The organism is Sandarakinorhabdus sp., from assembly GCF_987265915.1.
The window spans coordinates 2,521,196-2,541,397 of the sequence record NZ_OZ503948.1; the positions used below are offsets into that span (position 1 = coordinate 2,521,196).

The 20,202-nt window shown below is 61.5% G+C and carries 18 protein-coding genes, 1 tRNA gene and 1 pseudogene; 7 read left to right on the forward strand and 13 right to left on the reverse strand.

Annotation, left to right across the window (positions count from 1 at the left end):
- The first annotated feature begins 19 nt into the window (after positions 1–19).
- Positions 20–682: an HAD family hydrolase gene (locus tag AC6UUM_RS12270; protein WP_500802564.1), complete on the forward strand. Its 663-nt coding sequence runs from the start codon at positions 20–22 to the stop codon at positions 680–682.
- Here the strand turns inward: AC6UUM_RS12270 and AC6UUM_RS12275 are convergent.
- Positions 672–1,946, reverse strand: coding sequence for a serine hydrolase domain-containing protein (locus tag AC6UUM_RS12275; RefSeq protein WP_500802565.1), 1,275 nt, complete (start codon positions 1,944–1,946; stop codon positions 672–674). The two genes, AC6UUM_RS12270 and AC6UUM_RS12275, sit on opposite strands and share 11 nt — an antisense overlap.
- A 72-nt stretch (positions 1,947–2,018) precedes the next feature.
- Here AC6UUM_RS12275 and AC6UUM_RS12280 point away from each other — a divergent pair, with 72 nt between their 5' ends.
- On the forward strand, positions 2,019–2,522 hold the full coding sequence (locus AC6UUM_RS12280; RefSeq protein ID WP_500802566.1) for a RidA family protein: 504 nt from the start codon (positions 2,019–2,021) through the stop codon (positions 2,520–2,522).
- A complete protein-coding gene (locus AC6UUM_RS12285; RefSeq protein ID WP_500802567.1) occupies positions 2,519–3,115 on the forward strand; it encodes a pyridoxamine 5'-phosphate oxidase family protein in 597 nt (198 codons plus the stop codon). Before AC6UUM_RS12280 ends, AC6UUM_RS12285 begins: the two co-directional genes overlap by 4 nt.
- Before the next feature lie 3 nt (positions 3,116–3,118).
- Here AC6UUM_RS12285 and AC6UUM_RS12290 read toward each other — a convergent pair whose 3' ends face one another.
- Both AC6UUM_RS12290 and ettA read right to left on the reverse strand, forming a co-directional pair.
- Positions 3,119–3,616, reverse strand: a complete 498-nt coding sequence (locus AC6UUM_RS12290) for a hypothetical protein (RefSeq protein WP_500802568.1) — start codon at positions 3,614–3,616, stop codon at positions 3,119–3,121.
- A 425-nt stretch (positions 3,617–4,041) separates the two neighbouring features.
- Positions 4,042–5,721 (reverse strand): energy-dependent translational throttle protein EttA, encoded by a 1,680-nt coding sequence (ettA, locus tag AC6UUM_RS12295; protein ID WP_500802569.1) that lies wholly within the window; start codon positions 5,719–5,721, stop codon positions 4,042–4,044.
- Between the two features lie 219 nt (positions 5,722–5,940).
- Here ettA and AC6UUM_RS12300 point away from each other — a divergent pair, with 219 nt between their 5' ends.
- From AC6UUM_RS12300 to AC6UUM_RS12310, 3 genes are read left to right on the forward strand one after another with little or no spacing between them, the layout of a single operon-like run.
- Entirely contained in the window at positions 5,941–7,305 is a 1,365-nt protein-coding gene (locus AC6UUM_RS12300) for a M20/M25/M40 family metallo-hydrolase (protein WP_500802570.1), read from the forward strand.
- 56 nt (positions 7,306–7,361) lie between these two features.
- Positions 7,362–9,071 carry an alpha/beta hydrolase gene (locus AC6UUM_RS12305; RefSeq protein ID WP_500802571.1) on the forward strand — a complete coding sequence of 570 codons (1,710 nt, stop codon included), beginning with the start codon at positions 7,362–7,364 and terminating at the stop codon, positions 9,069–9,071.
- On the forward strand, positions 9,071–9,382 hold the full coding sequence (locus AC6UUM_RS12310) for a hypothetical protein (protein ID WP_500802572.1): 312 nt from the start codon (positions 9,071–9,073) through the stop codon (positions 9,380–9,382). The genes AC6UUM_RS12305 and AC6UUM_RS12310 overlap by 1 nt, the downstream gene beginning before the upstream one ends.
- A 198-nt stretch (positions 9,383–9,580) precedes the next feature.
- Here the strand turns inward: AC6UUM_RS12310 and AC6UUM_RS12315 are convergent, their stop codons facing one another.
- On the reverse strand, positions 9,581–9,802 hold the full coding sequence (locus tag AC6UUM_RS12315; RefSeq protein WP_500802573.1) for a hypothetical protein: 222 nt from the start codon (positions 9,800–9,802) through the stop codon (positions 9,581–9,583).
- Between the two features lie 19 nt (positions 9,803–9,821).
- On the opposite strand from AC6UUM_RS12315, the pseudogene AC6UUM_RS12320 reads away from it, so the two are divergent.
- Positions 9,822–10,591, forward strand: a pseudogene (locus AC6UUM_RS12320) (IS5 family transposase).
- 200 nt (positions 10,592–10,791) lie between these two features.
- On the opposite strand, the gene AC6UUM_RS12325 reads toward AC6UUM_RS12320, so the two are convergent.
- From AC6UUM_RS12325 to AC6UUM_RS12365, 9 genes are all read right to left on the reverse strand, one after another.
- Positions 10,792–12,810 (reverse strand): GmrSD restriction endonuclease domain-containing protein, encoded by a 2,019-nt coding sequence (locus AC6UUM_RS12325; RefSeq protein WP_500802574.1) that lies wholly within the window; start codon positions 12,808–12,810, stop codon positions 10,792–10,794.
- A gap of 166 nt (positions 12,811–12,976) precedes the next feature.
- The gene (locus AC6UUM_RS12330) at positions 12,977–13,435 is read right to left on the reverse strand and encodes a cupin domain-containing protein (RefSeq protein WP_500802575.1); all 459 of its coding nucleotides are present in this window, start codon (positions 13,433–13,435) and stop codon (positions 12,977–12,979) included.
- Positions 13,436–13,439: 4 nt separating this feature from the next.
- Complete coding sequence (gene clpX, locus AC6UUM_RS12335; RefSeq protein ID WP_500802576.1) at positions 13,440–14,690, reverse strand: ATP-dependent Clp protease ATP-binding subunit ClpX; 1,251 nt, start codon at positions 14,688–14,690, stop codon at positions 13,440–13,442.
- 180 nt (positions 14,691–14,870) lie between these two features.
- On the reverse strand, positions 14,871–15,500 hold the full coding sequence (gene clpP / locus AC6UUM_RS12340) for an ATP-dependent Clp endopeptidase proteolytic subunit ClpP (protein ID WP_500802577.1): 630 nt from the start codon (positions 15,498–15,500) through the stop codon (positions 14,871–14,873).
- Positions 15,501–15,641: 141 nt separating this feature from the next.
- Positions 15,642–17,276: a trigger factor gene (tig, locus tag AC6UUM_RS12345; RefSeq protein WP_500804965.1), complete on the reverse strand. Its 1,635-nt coding sequence runs from the start codon at positions 17,274–17,276 to the stop codon at positions 15,642–15,644.
- Between the two features lie 61 nt (positions 17,277–17,337).
- Positions 17,338–17,422: transfer RNA gene (locus AC6UUM_RS12350), tRNA-Leu, on the reverse strand.
- A gap of 230 nt (positions 17,423–17,652) precedes the next feature.
- Positions 17,653–17,778: a DUF2474 domain-containing protein gene (locus tag AC6UUM_RS12355; RefSeq protein WP_500802578.1), complete on the reverse strand. Its 126-nt coding sequence runs from the start codon at positions 17,776–17,778 to the stop codon at positions 17,653–17,655.
- Positions 17,771–18,775: a cytochrome d ubiquinol oxidase subunit II gene (gene cydB, locus AC6UUM_RS12360; protein WP_500804966.1), complete on the reverse strand. Its 1,005-nt coding sequence runs from the start codon at positions 18,773–18,775 to the stop codon at positions 17,771–17,773. Before cydB ends, AC6UUM_RS12355 begins: the two co-directional genes overlap by 8 nt.
- Positions 18,775–20,196 carry a cytochrome ubiquinol oxidase subunit I gene (locus tag AC6UUM_RS12365; RefSeq protein ID WP_500802579.1) on the reverse strand — a complete coding sequence of 474 codons (1,422 nt, stop codon included), beginning with the start codon at positions 20,194–20,196 and terminating at the stop codon, positions 18,775–18,777. Before AC6UUM_RS12365 ends, cydB begins: the two co-directional genes overlap by 1 nt.
- Positions 20,197–20,202 lie beyond the last annotated feature (6 nt).

Below are 20,202 nucleotides of genomic sequence, written 5' to 3' on the forward strand. Positions count from 1 at the left end.
CCAGACAGCAGCACACACCATGATTACCACCCACCCCGCCGCTGTCCTGTTCGATATGGACGGCCTGCTGCTCGATAGTGAGCGGTTGATCCGCGATGTGATGATCGCGGTGATGGCCGACAGCGGTTTTGCCATGACGCACGATGATTTCGCCGCGCTGATCGGCCTGCCCGAAGCCGCCATCCGCGTGTGGATGCAGAACCGTTTTGCCGGGCTGGACTATGCCGCGATGCGCGCCGCCGTGGCCGCGCGGATCACCGCCCAGTGGGGGCCGCGCCGGCCGCTGAAGCCCGGTGCGGCCGAATTGTTGGCGCAGGTGCGGGCCGCCCACATCCCGGCCATGCTCGTCACCTCCACGGCGCAAGCACAGGCGCACAGCCATCTGCACCATGCCGGGCTGCGCGATCATTTCGTCGCCATCTTAGGCGGCGACGACGTAGCCAACGGCAAGCCGCATCCCGAACCTTATCTTGCCGCCGCGGCCCACCTGGGCCTGGCGCCGGCCCATTGCCTCGCCCTGGAGGACAGCCACAATGGCGTGATCTCGGCCCATGCCGCCGGTGTGCCGGTGATCATGGTGCCCGATCTGCTGCCAGCCACACCTGCCATTCAGGCGCGCGTGCTGGCAGTGGCGCCCGATCTCGCCACGGTTGGTGCCTGGCTGGCCGCCGTCAGCCGTTGAGCACTGCCACGATCGCATCAAAGGCCGGCATGGTCACCGCCATATTGCCGCGATTGCTCGCCACCGGGTGACTGCCGAGCCGGGCAATGACCACGCCGGCCGCGCGATCGATGTAAATCGCCTGGCCGTGCACGCCCAGCGCCATGGTCTGGCCGCCGGCGCGGTGCCACCATTGGCTGCCATAATTGCCATCGAGATTGCCGGGATATTGCGTCGCGACGAACGCCGCCGGATCGCCGCCGGCAAAGATGCGCTCCACAGCAGCCGGCGGCACGATCTGCTGGCCGGCATGGCGACCGCCCAGCCGCAGCATCTCGCCAAACCGGGCAATATCGCGCAAGGATGCCATCAGGCCGCCGCCGCCAAAGGCCGTGCCCTTGCGATCGACGCCGATCGCTGCATCCTGCTCCATGCCCAGCCGTGACCAGTATCGCGCGTGGATCTGCGCCACCAGGCTCTGCCCGGTCACGCGCTCGATGATCCATTGCAGGCAATTGGTGTTGGGGGTGCGATAGACGAAATCGCCGCCATGGGGGGCATTGGCGCCCAGGCTGGCAGTGAAATCATGGTGGCCATCCGGCCCGTCATAATCGGCCGGGCGCGGGCCCCAGGCGCCGGCGATGCTCATGCGCTGCACGTCCGTCAGGCCGGTAAGGCCGGCGACATAATCCTCGCTGAACGCGAGGCCGGTGCGCATGTCGAGAATGTCGCGGATGCTGGCATCGCCCAGGCCCGATCCTTTGAGTTCAGGGACGTAATCTTGGGCCTTCGCATCAGGATTGAGCTTGCCTTCGTCGATCAGCGTCTCGGCAATCGTGCCGACGAAGCTTTTGGTCACTGAAAACAATATATGCTGCGTGTCCGGCCCGGTGGCGCCGAACCAGCGTTCATACACGGCCACGCCGTCCTTCATCACCAGGATCGCATCGGTGTAGGTCGCGGCCAGACTCTCGCGCCAGGTCATTGCCTTGCCATCGAGTGTGGTCAGCGGCACCGCATCCAGATCGTCACGCAACGCCCGCGGCAGTTGCGATACCGTGGCCCCGCGCGGGATATTCGCGGTCGGCACCAGTTCGCGCATGTGGCTGTATCCCCAACGAAACTGGGGAAACCGCCACATCGAGCCATCGTCCCAGCGCACTTGCGCGTCTGCCGGCACCGGCGCGCCCTGCATCCAGCCCATCACCGCCGGATCGGTCTCGGCGGCGCTCTGGCGGCCATCCTGCGCGTGGCCGTTCACATGATTCGATGCTGCGACAGTCATGGCAGCGCCCTCCCCTTGGTGTGTGATTGCGGGGATGCTAGGCCGGGCCATTGCACCCGGCAAGGAGCCTCCATGCGCATCCCCTTCATCCTGTTCGCTTTGATGGCCGCCGCACCGGCGATGGCCGATACCCCTGAGCAGCGTCTGGCCGCAGCCGGTCTCACCCTGCCGCCGGCCAATGCGCCCATCGGCCTTTACATGCCGGCAGCGCAGGTGGGCAACTTGCTGTTCCTGGCAGGCCACACCGAATGCCCGATCAAGGCCACCGGCAAGCTGGGCGCGACCATGGATGTCGCCGCCGGCAAGGCCAACGCCGCCAGCGTCGCGCTGTGCATGCTGGCCACGCTGAAGGCCCAGCTCGGCGAATTGAGCCGCGTCAAGCGCGTGGTGCGGGTAATGGGCCTGGTCAATGCCACGCCCGACTTTACCGATCACCCTGCAGTGATGAACGGCTTTTCCGAAGTGATGGTGACGGCCTTTGGCGAGGCCGGGAAAGCCCCGCGCACCGCCGCCGGAGCCGGCAGCCTGCCGCGCGGCATCCCGGTCGAAGTCGAAGCGATCGTGGAAGTGCAATGATAGCGAACGAATCCTTACCAGACATCCTCGCCCACGCCTGGAGCCTGCTGGTGCGCGGCGGCGCCGACCGCAAGAGCCCGTTGCACACACCGGCCGTGGCCAGCGTCGATGCCGCCGGCCTGCCGCAGGCCCGGGTGATGGTGCTGCGCAAGGCCGATCCGGCAACGGCCTTTTTGCGTTTCCACACCGACGCGCGCAGCCCGAAGGTGGCAGAGCTGGATGGCCGGCCGGTGAGTGTATTGGCCTATCATCCGGGTGAGAATATCCAGTTGCGCATCGCCGGGCTGGCCCGCATCGGCCGTGATGAACCCGACGTCGATCAATATTGGCAGCAATCCACCACCTTTGCCCGCCGCTGCTATCTGGCGCAGCAGGCCCCCGGCACCACCCTGCCCGGCCCGGCCTCCGGCCTGCCGGCCTGGGCGGAAGGCCTGCAACCAACCGAAGACCAGGTCGCCCCGGCGCGGCCGAATTTTGCTGTGCTGTGGGTGGGCGTGACGGAAATCGACTGGCTGCACCTGGCCAACAGCGGCCATCGGCGCGCGCGATTCCGCGCTGCGGACGGCTGGACGGGGGAATGGCGGGCGCCTTAAGGACTATCCTCTTCTAAAGGGACTTGCGGTCGGGATTGCACGGACGGGATCATGCTTATGAGGGAACAGCTTATACTTATTCTCACAAGTAGGACACACGTATGTTTCTCCGCCCCCACGGCTCATAAACAACTTCAATGTGTATTTTTTTCTGTCTTCAAAGCATTTTGGACAAACATACTCCGGAGACCCGTCAACAGTTTCCTTAGCCGTATACACAAAGTCACCTGCTGGAAATCTTTTCAATTCAAAGCGATTTGAAAGATTATTCCAATTATCGACTTCAGCGAGGCTATCTTTGGCAACTTTGAGCTCACCCACAAGTCTGAAGTTTTCGTTCTGCAACGCCATCATCGCTGACTGCACGTTGAGCATTTCGGTTTGGATAGATAGAATTTTAGTGCGAACTTCTTGGGCTACCTTTAAGTTTAGAGCGCCTTGAATTGCGTCTGTAGCGGCCTGCAGGCTGGAAATCGCGCCGGTAATCAGCCCCATATCCATAATGGATCAATCCCCAGACCGTATACGAAGCGTGCCTATTGTCCTGGTTGGAAAGCTCAGTCCTTTGGCTTTCCGGAACGTTCCGGTCGCCAGTTTGACTACCGCGCCATCCACCCGCCACTGGCCGCGCTCGGCCATTTTGCGCGTGATCACGGGGGCGTCATCAGGGTCTTGCCAATCCGACATCACGCGCCTCCTCTTCGTGCAGTTGCACCAAGGCTATGTAGTTACATAATCTTGGCCATGCCGGGAAGTCGCGGCCGGCGGCAGAGCCGCCGAGTCCGCTTTGGATTGATGAAAGCAAGTAAGAAAGAGCGTGGCGGAGCCACGCCGTCGAAGCTGTTCGGCCGGCCTGAGGGCCGACCGCCAGCCCGGCCGCCCTTGACGGAGTCGGTGATTATCGCTGCGCGATAATCACGCGCCCGTCAGCGGGTCAGCTTCTTATACGTCAACGCATGCGGCCGATCGGCGGCATCGCCCAGGCGGCGGCGCTTGTCTTCTTCATAGGCCTGGAAATTGCCTTCGAACCATTCGACATGGCTGTCGCCTTCGAACGCCAGGATGTGCGTCGCCAGCCGATCGAGGAAGAAGCGATCGTGGCTGATCACCACGGCGCAGCCGGCATAGCTTTCCAGCGCTTCTTCCAGCGCGCGCAGCGTTTCGACGTCCAGATCGTTGGTCGGTTCATCGAGCAACAGCACGTTGCCGCCCTTCACCAGCATCTTGGCCATGTGCACGCGGTTGCGTTCCCCGCCTGACAGCAGGCCGACCTTCTTCTGCTGATCCGGCCCCTTGAAGTTGAACGCGCCGACATAGGCGCGGGTCAGCACCTCATTCTTGCCGAAATAGAATTTGTCATTGCCGCCGGAGATTTCCTCCCAGACATTCTTTTCGCCGGCCAGCGCGTCGCGGCTCTGATCGACATAGGCCATCTTCACCGTTTCGCCGATGCTGATGTCGCCGCTGTCGGGGGTTTCCTGGCCGGTAATCATGCGGAACAAGGTCGTCTTGCCGGCGCCGTTGGGGCCGATGATGCCGACAATGCCGCCGGGCGGCAGGCTGAACGACAGATTCTCGAACAGCAATTTGTCGCCATAGCTCTTGGTGAGATTGGTCGCCTCGATCACCTTGTTGCCCAGGCGTTCCGGGATCTGGATCAGGATCTGGGCTTCACCCAGACGGCGGTTGGCCTGTTTTTCCACCAGTTCGTCAAAGGCCTTGATACGGGCCTTGCTCTTGGTCTGGCGGGCCTTGGGGCTGGCGCGGATCCACTCCAGCTCCTGCTTGATCGCCTTCTCGCGGCTGGCATCTTCACGGTCTTCCTGGGAAAGCCGCTTCTGCTTGGCTTCCAGCCAGTCGGAATAATTGCCTTCGAACGGAATGGCACGGCCGCGATCGAGTTCCAGCACCCATTTCACGACATTATCGAGGAAATAGCGATCGTGGGTAACCAGGATCACCATGCCCTTGTACTCTTTCAGATGGTTTTCCAGCCACGACACGCTTTCGGCATCCAGGTGGTTGGTCGGCTCATCCAGCAACAGGATTTCCGGCTTTTCCAGCAGCAGCTTGCACAGCGCCACCCGGCGCTTTTCGCCGCCCGACAGTCGCTCGACGCCGCTGTCACCCGGCGGACAACGCAGCGCGTCCATGGCGATTTCCAGCTGATTGTCGAGCGTCCAGCCATCTACTGCATCGATCTTTTCCTGCAGCGTGCCCATTTCCTCGAGCAGCTTGTCGAAATCGGTATCGTCCTTGGGGTCGGCCATTTCGGCGCTGATCGCATTGAAGCGGTCCACCAGGTCGGCGACGGGGCGCACCCCGTCCATCACATTGCCCTTGACGTCCTTGGACGGATCGAGATGCGGTTCCTGCGGCAGATAGCCGACGCGCACGCCTTCGGCGGCCCAGGCTTCCCCCTGATATTCCTTGTCCAGCCCGGCGATGACTTTCATCAGAGTCGATTTTCCGGCGCCGTTCGGGCCGATGATGGCGATTTTCGCCCCCGGCAGGAACGACAGGGTGATGTCCTTGAAACAAGGCTTGTTGGCGCCCGGATAGGTCTTTGAAAGGCCCTTCATCACATAGGCATATTGGTAGGCCACAGGTCAGGCTCCGGTCGAAAACGGGTGGGGAAAGGACGGTGCAGCCCTTAGCCGATGGCGTGCGCGCGCGCAAACCGGTGGCAGCAGTTTCCGCCAGATCAGCACGGTGGCAGAGCGGAAAAACGGGATTGGGCAGATGCGCACACAGGCCGGGCGCAGGCAGCACTTGTGCAGTAACCCCCGGCAATGCCACACCCATGGCATTGGGGAGATTTGCATATGACCATCAAGACACTCATTGCCGCCACCATGCTCATCACCGCGCCGGCGCTGGCGGCACCTGATGACCGCATCGCCACCGCGGCCAAGCTGCGCGATGCTGCGCTGGCCAGCAACCCGGCCTGGCCGCTGCTGGTGGACCTGACCGACAGCGTCGGGCAACGCTTGGCCGGCAGCGAAGCCGAAGCGCGTGGCCGTGCGTGGGCGAAGGCGGCGATGCAGAAATTGGGCTTGGTCAACATCCGCGAGGAGGCATTCCCGATCACCTTCTGGCAGCGCGGCCAGGAAAGCGCCCGCGTGCTGGGCAGCAACCACGAACTGGCCATCACCGCACTGGGCAACAGCGGCGCGACGCCGGCCGCTGGGATCACCGCGCCGGTCACCTGCTTCGATACGCTCGCCGCGCTGCGCGCCGCGCCGGATGCGGCCGTGAAAGGCCGCATCGTCTTCATCGATCACCGCATGACCGTGACGCAGGATGGCAGCAGCTATGGCATCAACGGCGGCGTGCGCCGCACCGGCCCGGCCATCGCCGCGCAAAAGGGCGCCGCCGCGGTGATGATCCGCAGCCTGGGCACCGATCACCACCGCAATCCGCACACCGGCAGCACCAGCTTCCCTGCCGGCACCGCCGCCATCCCGGCGGTGGCGCTGGCGCTGCCCGATGCGGAACTGATCGGGCGCTTGTGCGCGCGTGGCCCGGTGCAGGTGCATCTCGTTTCCACTCCCACCAGCCAGCCGGGCCAATCGGCCAATGTTTCCGGCGAAATCCCCGGCAGCGTGGCGAACGAAATCGTAGTGCTCGGCGGCCATCTCGACAGTTGGGATATCGGCCAGGGCGTGTTCGACGATGGCGCCGGCGTCGCCATAACGCTCGCCGCCGCCGCCACCATCAAGGCCAGCGGGCAGCAACCGCGCCGCACCGTGCGCGTCGTGCTGTGGGGTTCCGAAGAAATCGGCGTGGTCGGCGGGCGCGCCTATGGCGAAGCGCACAAGACCGAGAATATCGTGCTGGCCGGCGAAAGCGATTTCGGCGCCGATCGCGTCTGGCGGGTGGAATCGCGGGTGGCCCCGGCCGGCCTGCCCCTCTTCACCGAAATCGCCGCCGCGCTGGCGCCGCTGGGCGTGCAGCCGCAGCCCGGCAACGACAGCGGCGGCGGCGCGGATGTCGGCCCGCTGGCGGCGCTGGGCAGCGGTGTGCTGGAACTGGCGCAGGATGGCACCCGCTATTTCGATTATCACCACACGCCTGACGACACGCTCGACAAGGTGGAGCGCGCCCAGCTCGATCAGAATGTCGCGGCCTGGACCGCGGCAATCTGGCTGGCGGCCAGCGATGATCGCCCACTGCGCACCAAGCCGTGACCGGTTGAAGGCGGCCGCTGGCCATGCTCTAACCGTCTCGAAACGGGGAGGCGGACATGCAGGGCAAATACCAGATCGCGGCGATGGCGGCATTGCTGGCCAGTGCGGCGCACGCCACCGATTTTCGCATCACAATGCCGGCCAGCGGCGTGGATGCCAGCACCGATGGTCGCATCAACCTGGTGATCACGCCGGATGCGTCGTCCGAACCGCGCTTTCAGGTCAAACTCGGCGCCGATGCGCCGCAAGTGCTGGGCATCGATGTCGAAGGGCTGAAGCCCGGCGGCGCCGCGATGATCGGCGCGGGCGTGCTTGGCTATCCGGCGGAATCGCTCAGCGCCGTGCCGGCCGGCGACTACATGGTGCAGGCGGTGCTGCACAAATATCAGACCTATCATCTCAGCACCGGCCACACGGTGAAACTGCCGGCGGCGCGTGGTGCCGGGCAAAATTGGCGGGCGGAACCGGGCAACATCATTTCGGAACCGATGAAAATCCGCTTCAACCCGCTGGCCAAGGATATCGTCACCATCCCGCTGACCAAGATACTGCCGCCGATTGCGCAGCCAAAGGACAGCGAGTTCATCCGTCATTTCAAGTATAAATCGGAACGCCTGACGAAATTCTGGGGCACCGATGTGTTCATCACCGGGCATATCCTGGTGCCCAAGGATTTCGACAAGCACCCTGAAGCCCGCTACCCGCTGGTGATCAACCATGGGCATTTCCCGGACGATTTCGGCGGTTTCAGCACCACCCCGCCCGATCCGAACGCCAAATGCGTGCCCGCCGCCCGCTTCTCCGAGCCATGCTACAACCGCATCGAGGCGCAGGAGGCGTATGATTTCTACAAGAAATGGACCTCCCCGGATTTTCCGCGGATGCTCATAGTGGAGATCGACCACAGCAATCCCTATTATGACGACAGCTATGCAGTGAACTCCGCCAATCTCGGCCCTTATGGCGATGCCATCATGAAGGAATTCGTGCCGGCGCTGGAGAAACAATATCGCGGGATCGGCGAAGGTTGGGCACGCTTCACCTATGGCGGCTCCACCGGCGGCTGGGAAGCGCTCGCCGTGCAGCTCTTTTACCCGGATGATTTCAACGGCGCCTTTGCCGCCTGCCCCGATCCGATCGATTTCCGCCAATATACCAACATCAACCTTTATGAAGAGAAGAATCTGTTCTTCAAGGAAGGTCCGTTCGGCAAGGTGCCGCGCCCGGCGCACCGCAATTACCTCGGCCACGTGGACTATACCGTCGATCAGGAACAGCGCCTCGAACTGGTGCTCGGCACGCACAGCCGCTCCGGTCAGCAGTGGGACATCTGGGAAGCCGTCTATTCCCCGCAAGGCACCGACGGCTATCCCCAGCGGATCTTCGACAAGCGCACCGGCGTGATCGACCCCAAGGTCGCCGCCTATTGGCGCGAGAATTTTGACCTGGTCCACATCATGAAGCGCGACTGGAAGGTGCTCGGCCCCAAGGTGAAGGACAAGATCAACCTCTACGTCGGCGACATGGATAACTATTATCTGAACAACGCCGTCTATCTCGCCGAAGATTTCCTGCGCAGCGCCGAACCGAAATTCACCGGTGAAATCTTGTACGGCGATCGCGCCGAACATTGCTGGAACGGCGACCCCACCCAGCCCAACAAGATCAGCCGCCTGCGGTACAACAGCATGTATGTCGGCAAAATGCTGAAGCGCATCGAAGCCACCGCCCCGCCCGGCGCCGACACGAAAAGCTGGCGCTACTGATGGCCCGCCCGCCCCGCCAGAGAACCGCTGACACCGGGCCGGAACCTGTCACAGGCCCGATGCCGGGCCTCTACCGCGTGCAGCGCAACCAGATGCTGCAACTGGTCCTGCTGCCCATATTGTTCTGGCTGCTGCCCTGGCCCACACCCCTGCGCCTCGTCGGCCTGATCCTGCCGCCCCTGGCGCTGGCCATCAACTTCGCCATCATCGCCTTCATCAAATGCCCTGCTTGCACAAAACCCCTGATGATCAAAGGCCTGACCATCTTCCCCCACCACAAATGCCCGCATTGTAGGCAAGTGGTGGCCTGACCGCACCGCCCGTCATCCCGGCGAACGCCGGGACCCATCGCCCGATCTCCCCGCCATTCACGAGCCACGGGGCATTTGCGCCAAAGATGAAGAACCAAGAAGAAGCCTCCGGCGGGCAGGGGCGACGCCCCTGCACCCATTTGTTTTCAGGCGCCCATCTTGGCGCGCCCAGCCTTCACCTGAGAAAGAACAAAAACGTTAAAAACGGCCCGCGCTTCTGCGGGCAAATGCGAATCCATCAGCGCCAATTTTGACACATTTGACGAATCCGGCGGGATTGAGCATTGATTTCATTTGCAGTTTCAGTTTTTCACCTTCGATCTGCGCCAGACCAGCGAACAATAAGATGATGACAGGCTTCGGCGATGTAGGCCGTGTACCCATAAATGGGATTCCCAAGGCGGCGAGGTTCTGATTCAAGGTTTCCGGAAGGGAGCCTATGGTGAGCCGCTACGATCTGACGGAGTTTGAATGGCGTGTGATTGCGCCGCTGCTGCCGAACAAGCCGCGCGGTGTGGTGCGGGTGGACGACCGGCGGGTGTTGAATGGCATCTTTTGGGTGCTGCGTTCGGGTTCGCCCTGGCGTGATCTGCCGGAACGCTATGGCCCCTACACCACGTGCTACAATCGGTTCCGGCGCTGGACGAAGGCCGGCGTATGGGACCGGATCATGGATGCAATTACAGATGCTTACGGTGGCGACGTGCGCATGATCGACGGCACCAGCGTGCGTGTGCATCATGCCGCTGCCACTTTAAAAAAAGCCACCCAGATCGATGTCTTGGACGAAGCCGGGGCGGTCTTACTACGAAAATCCATGCTCTGACCGATGCCGATGGCCTGCCGGTGAAGATCGTCATCACGCCCGGCCAGACCCACGATATCAAGGCGGCTGCTGAACTGCTCGCCGATATCCGCCACGGCCAGATGGTGCTTGCAGACCGGGCCTATGATGCCGACTGGCTGCGCGCCATGGTGGCTGGTGGCGGTGGCTGGGCCAACATCCCACCCAAGCGCAACCGGCGCGATCCCGTCTGCTTCTCGCCCTGGCTCTACCGCCAGCGCAACCTCATCGAGCGGTTCTTCAACAAACTCAAATACTACCGCCGCATCGCCACCCGCTATGACAAGCTCGGCTCATCCTTCCTCGCAATGACCAAGCTGGCCTGCATCAGGCTACGCCTGCGCCATTATGAGTCCACGGCCTAGGACAGGCCGCGCATCAGCTTGCCACCCTAAGCGACCCGCAAGGCCGTTGTGTCTGCTGACTTGTGGAAAGCTGGCAGGCTGTTTTCGAGACAGCGATGTGCCAGGCGGACATTCGCTGGTGATCGGGAGCCCGAGAAGCGAATCCTACCGTCGGCTCTCGTCCACAAGAGGAAGCCATTGATAGCGTGACAATTCAAGCGTCACCCTGCTTCAAGTTCGTCGAATACTTCGAGCCCGCTAATTTTACCGAAGCCAAGCTGAGCGAGTCGCTTTTCAAAAAACGTCTCTCTGATCTTCAAAAAATTAACGTAATCATCCTTAAATTTGGGCGACTTGTTTATGATTGCGAAGCCTTCCGTTGATATTCCCTGTCTAGAGTATATTTCGATGAGTTCGGAATCCGACTTATGCTTACGTGCATCAGCAACCTGGAGAGCAGGATCGTCATTCAAAAATCGACCGTTGGTTTCAGACGAAAGCTGCATCAGGTTCAAGAACAGGTCGGACCTATCGCCAGCTTGCGAATTCCAGCCTGGCATTTTTTCAACAAACTTGGTGGGGAATATGTGGTGCGCGTGGGTTTTGGGCTTTCCAAAATTGACTAGATCGCCAGTGAGCGGGTCTTTCAGAATATCCTGATTTAGGATGCAACGCAGAAGATTAGCGATCGCGCCCTTGGTCCCAATAAGACGCAGAGAGGGAACCGACACGTCGGAAAGCCAGGCCGGCTTGTACTCGTCGCTATTCTTAGAAATCCAAACTGAGATATCCTCCGCGTCGCGCGCCTGCTTTGTGTGAACGCCTTCTTGGTATCGTTGCGAAAGAGCAGAGCCGACAAGCCACTCGATCAGCTTCTTGTTAGCGGATGCGCGGACAGTGACAGAAGCATCGGCGTATCCCACGCGTTTCATGACTGACGCCATTGGAACAAAGATTGAATCATACGGTATAAGCTGGTTGGTGGTGTCAAGCGCCATGCCGAACTGTACAGTTAAGAATTCGCCCACCCTATTGAGCAAGTCTGCTGCCTCTTGCTGATAGTGTTTCCATGCGCTCGCGCTGAGCGTCTTTGGAAGGGACGCCTTCTTAAAATCCCCCCCTGCCAGCATCACGACCATTTGGAGGCAAATTTCGCCCGTATCATCCATATTCCTGATTGTTGGATACAATTCCTTGATGAGTTTCAGGTCCTCACGTAGGTCAATACCGCTAGAAAAAAGCACTGCTACCACAAGCTCAAACGGCGTAAGAACTTTGCCAGTCGAGTTTAGCGTCGAGAATATTCGACTAATAGAGTCCATCTGGAGAGATGAATCAATTGAAACAAACGGAATATCCGGCGCTTCATTTATTACAAGATAGGGCTTTACTACATTTCTTATGACAGTTTTAAATTGTGGGTATTTGTTCTCGTAATTTTCTAGGTAATGATCACGATTCTTAGAATTATCAGGACGAAGTAAGACCGTTGAAAGAAGATGTCTGTTGTCCAAAAGCTGGAATGGAGCTGATATTCGCTGACGCGCCACACAGTAGCCATCGTCATCCTCAAGATTCATCAAAAAAGAACTTACTTGTGAATCAGAACTCAAATCAATTTTGGCAAGCTCCAATAACTCAGATAACTTCTGGATATCTATGAAATACTGTGAAAGGCTCTCTTCGGTCTCTCCGTAAAACAGATCGATTCCTGCGGTAAGCCGCTGCTGACCATCTAGGACGAGCCTCTTCGGAATCTTAGTTTCAGCGTCAGGCGAGGAGCCACGGAACGTACGCTCCTTCAATTCCTGCTTAGTGCCCTCCAGAACAATTATACTGCCTACAGGGTAGGACAGCCTGATGGAGTCGTAGAGCCGAATGACTTGCTTCCGGTTCCACTTGAAGGCGCGCTGAAAGGCCGGAAGCTTCAAATCTCCGTTAAATGCTTGCCTCACCAAGCTCAAAAAGTTTTCGCTGCCCGTCGCCATTAGTTGCTCTGCCTCGTTCGTGGCGCGACTGATCGTGGCGCCGCACCCCTGTTTGAGTGAGTATAGGCGGTCATCTGCGGTAAATCGAGCCCCATCGCGATGCTGGATGTCAGTCGCCGTCGACGGGGCGTCTGATGCCAGAAATGCACCAAAGTCTATTATGGCTCGATCGCTAATCTTCAGCTTACGCACCTGCGAAACGTCCATGCGGCCATCGTTGACCTTTCGGTTGAAGAACGTCGCACTGCTCACGTTATGCTTGCGGCACACGTCCGCTGTCGTTGATCCAGCGAACGGCGGGTTTCTGGAAACCGAAAATCTGCGCCGCATGGGAAGAAAACTGAGGCGCAATCGGCCATTCCTGCTAAGATCAACCCTCCCAACCAGCCCGAACGAAAACAAAAGTGGGTGCAGGGCCTCAGGCCCTGCCCGCCGGAGGCCCGCTGCTTTGAAACGACGCGCCAGGCGCCCACCCCGGCGCGGCCAACACGAACCCGGCGAAGTCGAACCCCGGCGCCACCACGCAGCTGACCAGTGCCCAACCTTCCCGTGCTTCGGCGGCTTGCCAGTGGCCGGCGGGAATGGTGTGTTGCGGGGCTTGGCCGGCGAGCACGTCGCCGCCGAGAATGGTCCACACCGGCGGGGTATCGGCGTCCAGCGCGCTGCCCACCGACAGCGGCGAACCCGCGTGCCAGCACCAGATTTCGGTGGCATCAACCTTGTGCCAGTGGGACCGCTGGCCGGCATCGAGCAGGAAGTGAATGGCGGTCACGACCGCTCGCCCATCACCCGCCACGCGCAGCGTCTCGCGATACCAGCCGCCTTCGGGGTGGGGGGACAGGCCCAGCGCCGCGATCAGGCGCTGGGCTTCGTCCACAGGCTTACGCCGCCTTGTCGGCCATCATCAGGCGTTCCGGCTGCTTCAGGCCGGCAACGACATCCTTGTCCACTTCGATGCTTTCCAGGCCTTCGATGCCGGGCAGATCGAACATGGTTTCCAGCAATATGCCTTCCATGATCGATCGCAGGCCACGGGCACCTGTCTTGCGTTCGATGGCGCGTTTGGCGATGGCGGAGAGCGCATCGACGGTGAAGTTGAGCTTCACGCCTTCCATTTCGAACAGGCGGGCATATTGCTTGACCAGCGCGTTCTTCGGCTCGGTGAGGATCTTGATCAGCGCCGGTTCGTCCAGGTCTTCCAGGGTGGCGATCACCGGCAGGCGGCCGATGAATTCCGGGATCAGGCCGAAGCGCAGCAGATCTTCGGGTTCGCACTTGCGCAGCAGTTCGCCGACGCGGCGTTCATCCGGCCCGGCGACATGCGCGCCGAAGCCGATGGAGCGGCCCTGCATCCGGTCCCCGATGATGCGATCGAGGCCGGAGAAGGCGCCGCCGCAGATGAACAGGATGTTCGTCGTGTCCACCTGCAGGAATTCCTGCTGCGGATGCTTGCGGCCACCCTGCGGCGGGACGCTCGCGGTGGTGCCTTCCATGATCTTCAGCAGAGCCTGCTGCACGCCTTCGCCGGACACGTCGCGGGTGATCGACGGGTTGTCGGACTTGCGGCTGATCTTGTCGATTTCATCGATGTAGACGATGCCGCGCTGGGCGCGTTCGACATTGTAATCGCTGGCCTGCAGCAATTTCAGGATGATGTTTTCAACATCTTCACCCACGTAACCGGCTTCGGTCAGCGTGGTGGCGTCGGCCATGGTGAACGGCACGTCCAGGATGCGCGCCAGCGTCTGGGCGAGCAACGTCTTGCCGCAGCCGGTGGGGCCGACGAGCAGGATGTTGGACTTGGCGAGTTCAACCTCGGAACCCTTGCCGCCATGGTTCAGGCGCTTGTAGTGATTGTGCACGGCCACCGAGAGCACGCGCTTGGCGTGGAACTGGCCGATCACATAATCATCGAGCACCTTGCAGATCTCGCGCGGGGTCGGCACGTCGCCGGATTTTTTCACCAGCGCCGTCTTGGTTTCCTCGCGGATGATGTCGTTGCACAGTTCCACGCATTCATCGCAGATGAACACGGTTGGCCCGGCGATCAGCTTCCTGACCTCGTGCTGGCTCTTGCCGCAGAAGCTGCAATAGAGCGTACCTTTGCTGTCGCTGCCGCCCAGCTTGGTCATGATCGTCCTTCCTCACGCCGGTCGGCCCTACCGGCTTGCATATGCCAGCGCTGCCACTGGCATGACAGTTTAACGGCAATTCGCCTTTGACCGCAAGGGCGGCCGCACGCCGCCCCACCAAGGGCGACGCCGATTAACTGTAATTTGGTCGTAACATCCGCACGTTCTGGCGGCGCATCATCACGCCGCGAGCGATTCGCCTTCGGTGGGCAGCGGGCGCTTCTCGGTGACTTCGTCGATCAGGCCGAAATCCTTGGCCTCTTCGGCGCTCATGAACTTGTCGCGCTCCATGGCCTTTTCGATCGTGTCCAGGTCCTTGCCGGTGTGCTTCACGTACAGATCGTTCATGATGCCGCGGATGCGCAGGATTTCGCGCGCCTGGATTTCGATATCGGTGGCCTGCCCCTGCGCGCCGCCCGACGGCTGGTGCACCATGATGCGGCTGTTCTTCAACGACTTGCGCATGCCGGGTTCGCCGGCCGCAAGCAGGAAGCTGCCCATCGATGCGGCCTGGCCGACGCACACCGTCGCCACCTTGGGCCGGATATACTGCATCGTGTCGTAAATCGCCATGCCGGAGGTGATCACCCCGCCCGGCGAGTTGATGTACATGAAGATGTCCTTCTTCGGATTTTCCGATTCCAGGAACAGCAACTGCGCCACGATCAGCGAGGCCATATTGTCTTCGATCTGGCCGTTCACGAACACGATGCGATCGCGCAGCAGGCGCGAGAAGATATCGAACGAGCGTTCGCCGCGGTTCGAGCTTTCGATGACAATGGGAACCAGACCAGCGTGCGGAACAATCATGATAATCTCCTCTGACCCCTAGTTCGGACGTTTGGCGTCCCAGTTCAAGGGGGCAAGTTCAAGGGGGCACATTGCCGCCAAAAACAACAGGCCCCCGCGCGGCAATCCGGGCGGGGGCCTGTGCAAAGCTGACCGAAACGATCAGGCGGTCTTCTTGGCGGCCTTCTTCGGCTTGGCCGGCGCGGATTCGGCAGCCGGCTCGGCGGCGTCGGCAACCGGTTCCGCAGCAGCTTCGGCATCAGCCTTCTTGGCCCGCTTGGCGGGAGCCTTCTTCACCGGTTCGGCGTTCACAGCCGCTTCAGCAGCAGATTCAGCCACCGGCTCTTCGACCTTGGTTTTCTTGGCAGCGGCCTTCTTCGGCTTGGCCGGCGCGTGATCATGATCATGGTCGCAATCGGGGCCATGCACATGGCCGGGATGGCCATGGGCTGCACCGGTCGGCGATTCGTCTTCGCTTTCGATGGCGGCTTCCAGCTCGTCGCGGGTCACGCTGCGTTCCGTCACTTCAGCCTTGCCGATCAGGAAATCGACGACCTTGTCTTCATACAGCGGCGCGCGCAGCTGCATGGCGGCCATGGCGTTTTCCTGGAAGAACTTCACCACCTTCTGCTGTTCGGCCGGGGCATAACGCTGGGCTTCCTGGCCGATCAGGCGGTTCATTTCGGCCTGGCTGACGGTGATGCCGTTGCGCTGGCCGATTTCCGACAGCAGCAGCCCCAGGCGCACGCGGCGCACGGCGATGCGGCGATAGTCATCACGCTCGGATTCGATCTGCGCGCGTGAACCTTCCGGATCGGCATCCTTGGCGGCTTCGGCTTCCAGCGTCTGCCAGATCTGCTCGAATTCGGCATCGACCATCGATTCGGGCACATCGAAATCATGGCGCGACGCCAGCGTATCGAGCAGCTTGCGCTTCATGTGCGTGCGCGACAGTCCGCCCAGCTCGTTGTCCAGCTGATCCTTGAGGATCTCCTTCAGCGCATCGAGGCTGTCGAGCCCGAAGCCCTTGGCAAATTCATCGTCCAGCGCGGTTTCGGCCGGGGTTTCCACGCCGGTCACGGTCACGGCGAATTCCGCCGCCTTGCCGGCCAGGTTGGCGGCGCCGTAATCGGCCGGGAAGGTCACCTTGATCGTGCGATCCTCGCCCACGGTGGCGCCGATCAACTGGTCTTCGAAACCGGGGATCAACTGGCCGGAGCCGATCGTCACCCGCATGCCTTCACCCTTGCCGCCGTCAAACGGCACGCCGGCCACGCTGCCTTCGAAATCGATCACCACCGTGTCGCCGCTGACGGCGGCATGGCCTTCCGGCGCCGGCTCGCTGCGCTGCGATGATTCGGCCAGACGGGCCAGTGCCGCATCCATGGCGACATCGTCGGCCGGCACCACCAGTTTTTCCAGCGCCAGTTCGTCGATCTTCACATCGTCGATGGTCGGCAACACCTCCAGGCTGACCGTGAAGCGCGCGTCGCCATCATCGGCCAGTTCGCCATCCACATCGACCTGCGGCTGGGTGGCGGGGCGCAGGCCATGATCGGCGAGCACCTGATTGACGCCATCGTTCAGCGCCGCCTGCAACGCTTCGCCGCGCAGGGCCGCGCCGTGCATCTTCTTGACGAGGTTGGGCGGCACCTTGCCCGGGCGGAACCCCGGCATCTTGATGGTTTTCGACACTTCGGCCAGGCGGGCATCGACCTTGGCAGCGATGATATCGGCAGGGATCACCAGCGAATAAGCGCGGCGCAGGCCCTGGTTGGTGATTTCGGCAATCTGCATCGAAAAACCCGTCTTCCTGTCAAATTCAGTGAACATGTCCCCCACGCGTCCGTGGCAAAAATGGTGCGGGCGAAGGGACTCGAACCCCCACGTCTTTCAACACCGGAACCTAAATCCGGCGCGTCTACCAATTCCGCCACGCCCGCACCGGGGGCTGGAAGCGGACGCGTATACCAGTGTGACCGGGCAGCGCAAGGCAGCAAAGCCCGCCAATATTCGCGCCCGATCGCGGCGCGGCGCGCGCGCAAACAAAATCGGCCCGCACTGCGGGGGCTGCCAGCCAGTTGCACGCTGAACGCGGCGAGGCAGACTGAATTGCGCGAGAGCGCCACCTGGCCAAGGCAGTCCGATGCAGGACAACCGTCAACTGATCATGTCAGCCCAACAACCAGGTCCGCAGCAGCAGCGACACCGCACCGACCACGGCAACACTGCCGGCCCACAGTGCGGCAAACCACAACAACCGGCCGGCAAGCCGCGGCGTGCTTTTCGGATCAGCCATAGCCTTCGGCCCCGACCTTGCCGCGGAACAGCCAATAGGCATAGCCGGTGTAGCCCAGGATCACCGGCAGCAGCATGCCGACGCCAACCAGCATGAAGCTTTGCGCATTGGCCATGGTTGCGGCCTGCCAGATGGTCACCTGTCCCGGAATTGCCCACGGAAAGATCGAGATGCCGAGGCCGATGAAGGTGAGCAGGAACAACGCCTGCGCCAGGAAGAACGGCGCCACTTCGGCGCGGCGTTTCAGGGCGCGCACGAACAAAATCGCCGTCACCGCCACCAGCAGTGGCACCGGCGCCGAAAAATACAGGCCGGGGGCTTCGAACCAGCGGCTGAAATAATCATGGTTGAGGAACGGCGTGGCCAGGCTGACGGCGCCGACCGCCGCAATGCTGGCCGCGCCGCCGCGCCACGCCATGCGATAGGCATGATCCTGCACCGCGCCTTCAGTGCGCCAGATCAACCAGCACGCACCCAGCAGCGCATAGGCCGCCACCACCGATGCGCCGGTGAGCAGGGAAAACGGCGAGAGCCAATCCCACCAGCCGCCGGCATAGCTGCGCCCGGCAACCTTCACGCCCTGCAACACCGCGCCCAGGATGACGCCCTGGCAAAAGGCCGCCAGGGTCGATCCGGCAAAAAACGCGAAATCCCACAGCCAGATGCGGGTGGTGCGCGATCGAAACTTGAACGCCACCCCGCGAAAGATCAGCCCCAGCAGCATCATGATCAGCGGTGCATAAACCGCCGGCATCAAGATCGCATAAGCCAGCGGAAACGCCGCAAACACGCCGCCGCCGCCCAGTACCAGCCAAGTCTGATTGGCATCCCACACTGGCTTGATGGTGGCGATCGCCGTCTCACGCTCCGGCCCCGGCGCCATCACCGGAAACAGGATGCCGATGCCCAGATCAAAGCCATCGGTGATGACATAGACGAAGATTGCCAGCCCGATGATGCCGGCCCAGATCAGCGTGAGGGTGGGATCGGGCGCCATCATTCCGCCAATTGGAAACCGAACGGTGCGTCGGGCGGCAGGCTGCCCACGTCGGCGGCCTGTTCGGGATCGGGCATCGCTTCGGCCGGCGTTGGTTCGCCTGCCATCAGTTTCAGGATGAACCAGCTGCCCACCCCGAACACGAAGAAATAGACGAGGATGAAAGCGATCAGCGATGCCGCCACCGCCGGCGCATCCAGCGGCGAGGCACTTTGCGCGGTGCGCAGCACGCCAAAGATGGTGAACGGCTGCCGCCCGGTTTCGGTTGTGATCCACCCGGCCAGCACGGCGACAAAGCCGGCCGGCCCCATGGCCAGCGCCAACCGGTGCTGCAACGGCGTATCGAACAAGCGCCCGCGCCAGGCATTATACGCCGCCCAAGCGCCCAGCAGCAGCATCAGCATGCCCAGCCCGACCATCACGCGAAACGCATAGAAGGGTAGCGCCACCTTGGCACGATTTTCCGGCGCCACCTTGTCCAAGCCCATGGTGGAGGCTTCGAGATCATGTTGCAGGATCAGGCTGCCGACGGCCGGGATTTCCACCTTGTAATGCATCTGCTGCGCCGCATCGTCGGGCACGCCGAACAGGATCAGCGGCGCGCGACGATCATGGCTTTCATAATGGCCTTCCAGCGCGGCAATCTTGGCCGGCTGGTGCGCCAGCGTGTTGACGCCATGTTCATGCCCGGCCAGCACCTGCAACGGTGCCGTGATGGCCACCATGCCCATCGCCATGGCAAACATGATCTTCGTCGCCGGCTGGGCCGTGCGGCCGAGCTTGCGATCCTTCAGCAGATGGAACGCACCCACGGCGCCAACCACCAGCGCGGTGGTCAGGTACGCGCCCAGCAGCGTGTGCGCCAGGCGATAGGGCATGGACGGGTTGAACACCACTTCCAGCCAGCTGGTTGCGTAAAATTGCCCATTGGCGGCAATGGCATAGCCTTGCGGCGTCTGCATCCAGCTGTTGACGACGATGATCCAGAAGGCCGACACGGTGGTGCCGAACGCCACCAGGCAGGTCGCCATGAAATGCAGCTTCTTGCCGACCCGGTCGAGCCCGAACAGCATGACGCCAAGAAAGCCCGATTCGAGGAAGAACGCCGACAGCACTTCATAAGCCATAAGCGGGCCAATGACGGGCCCCGCCTTGTCGGAAAAGGCCGCCCAGTTGGTGCCGAACTGATAGGCCATGACGATGCCCGAAACCACGCCCATGCCAAAGGCAATGGCGAAGATCTTCAGCCAATATTTGAACAATTGCAGATACACATCGCGGCCGGTTTTCAGCCACAGGCCTTCGAGCACGGCGAGATAGCTCGCCAGGCCGATCGAGAAGGCCGGGAAGATGAAATGAAACGACACGGTGAACGCGAACTGGAATCGCGCCAGCGACAGGGCAGAAATATCATCGAACATGTGAAG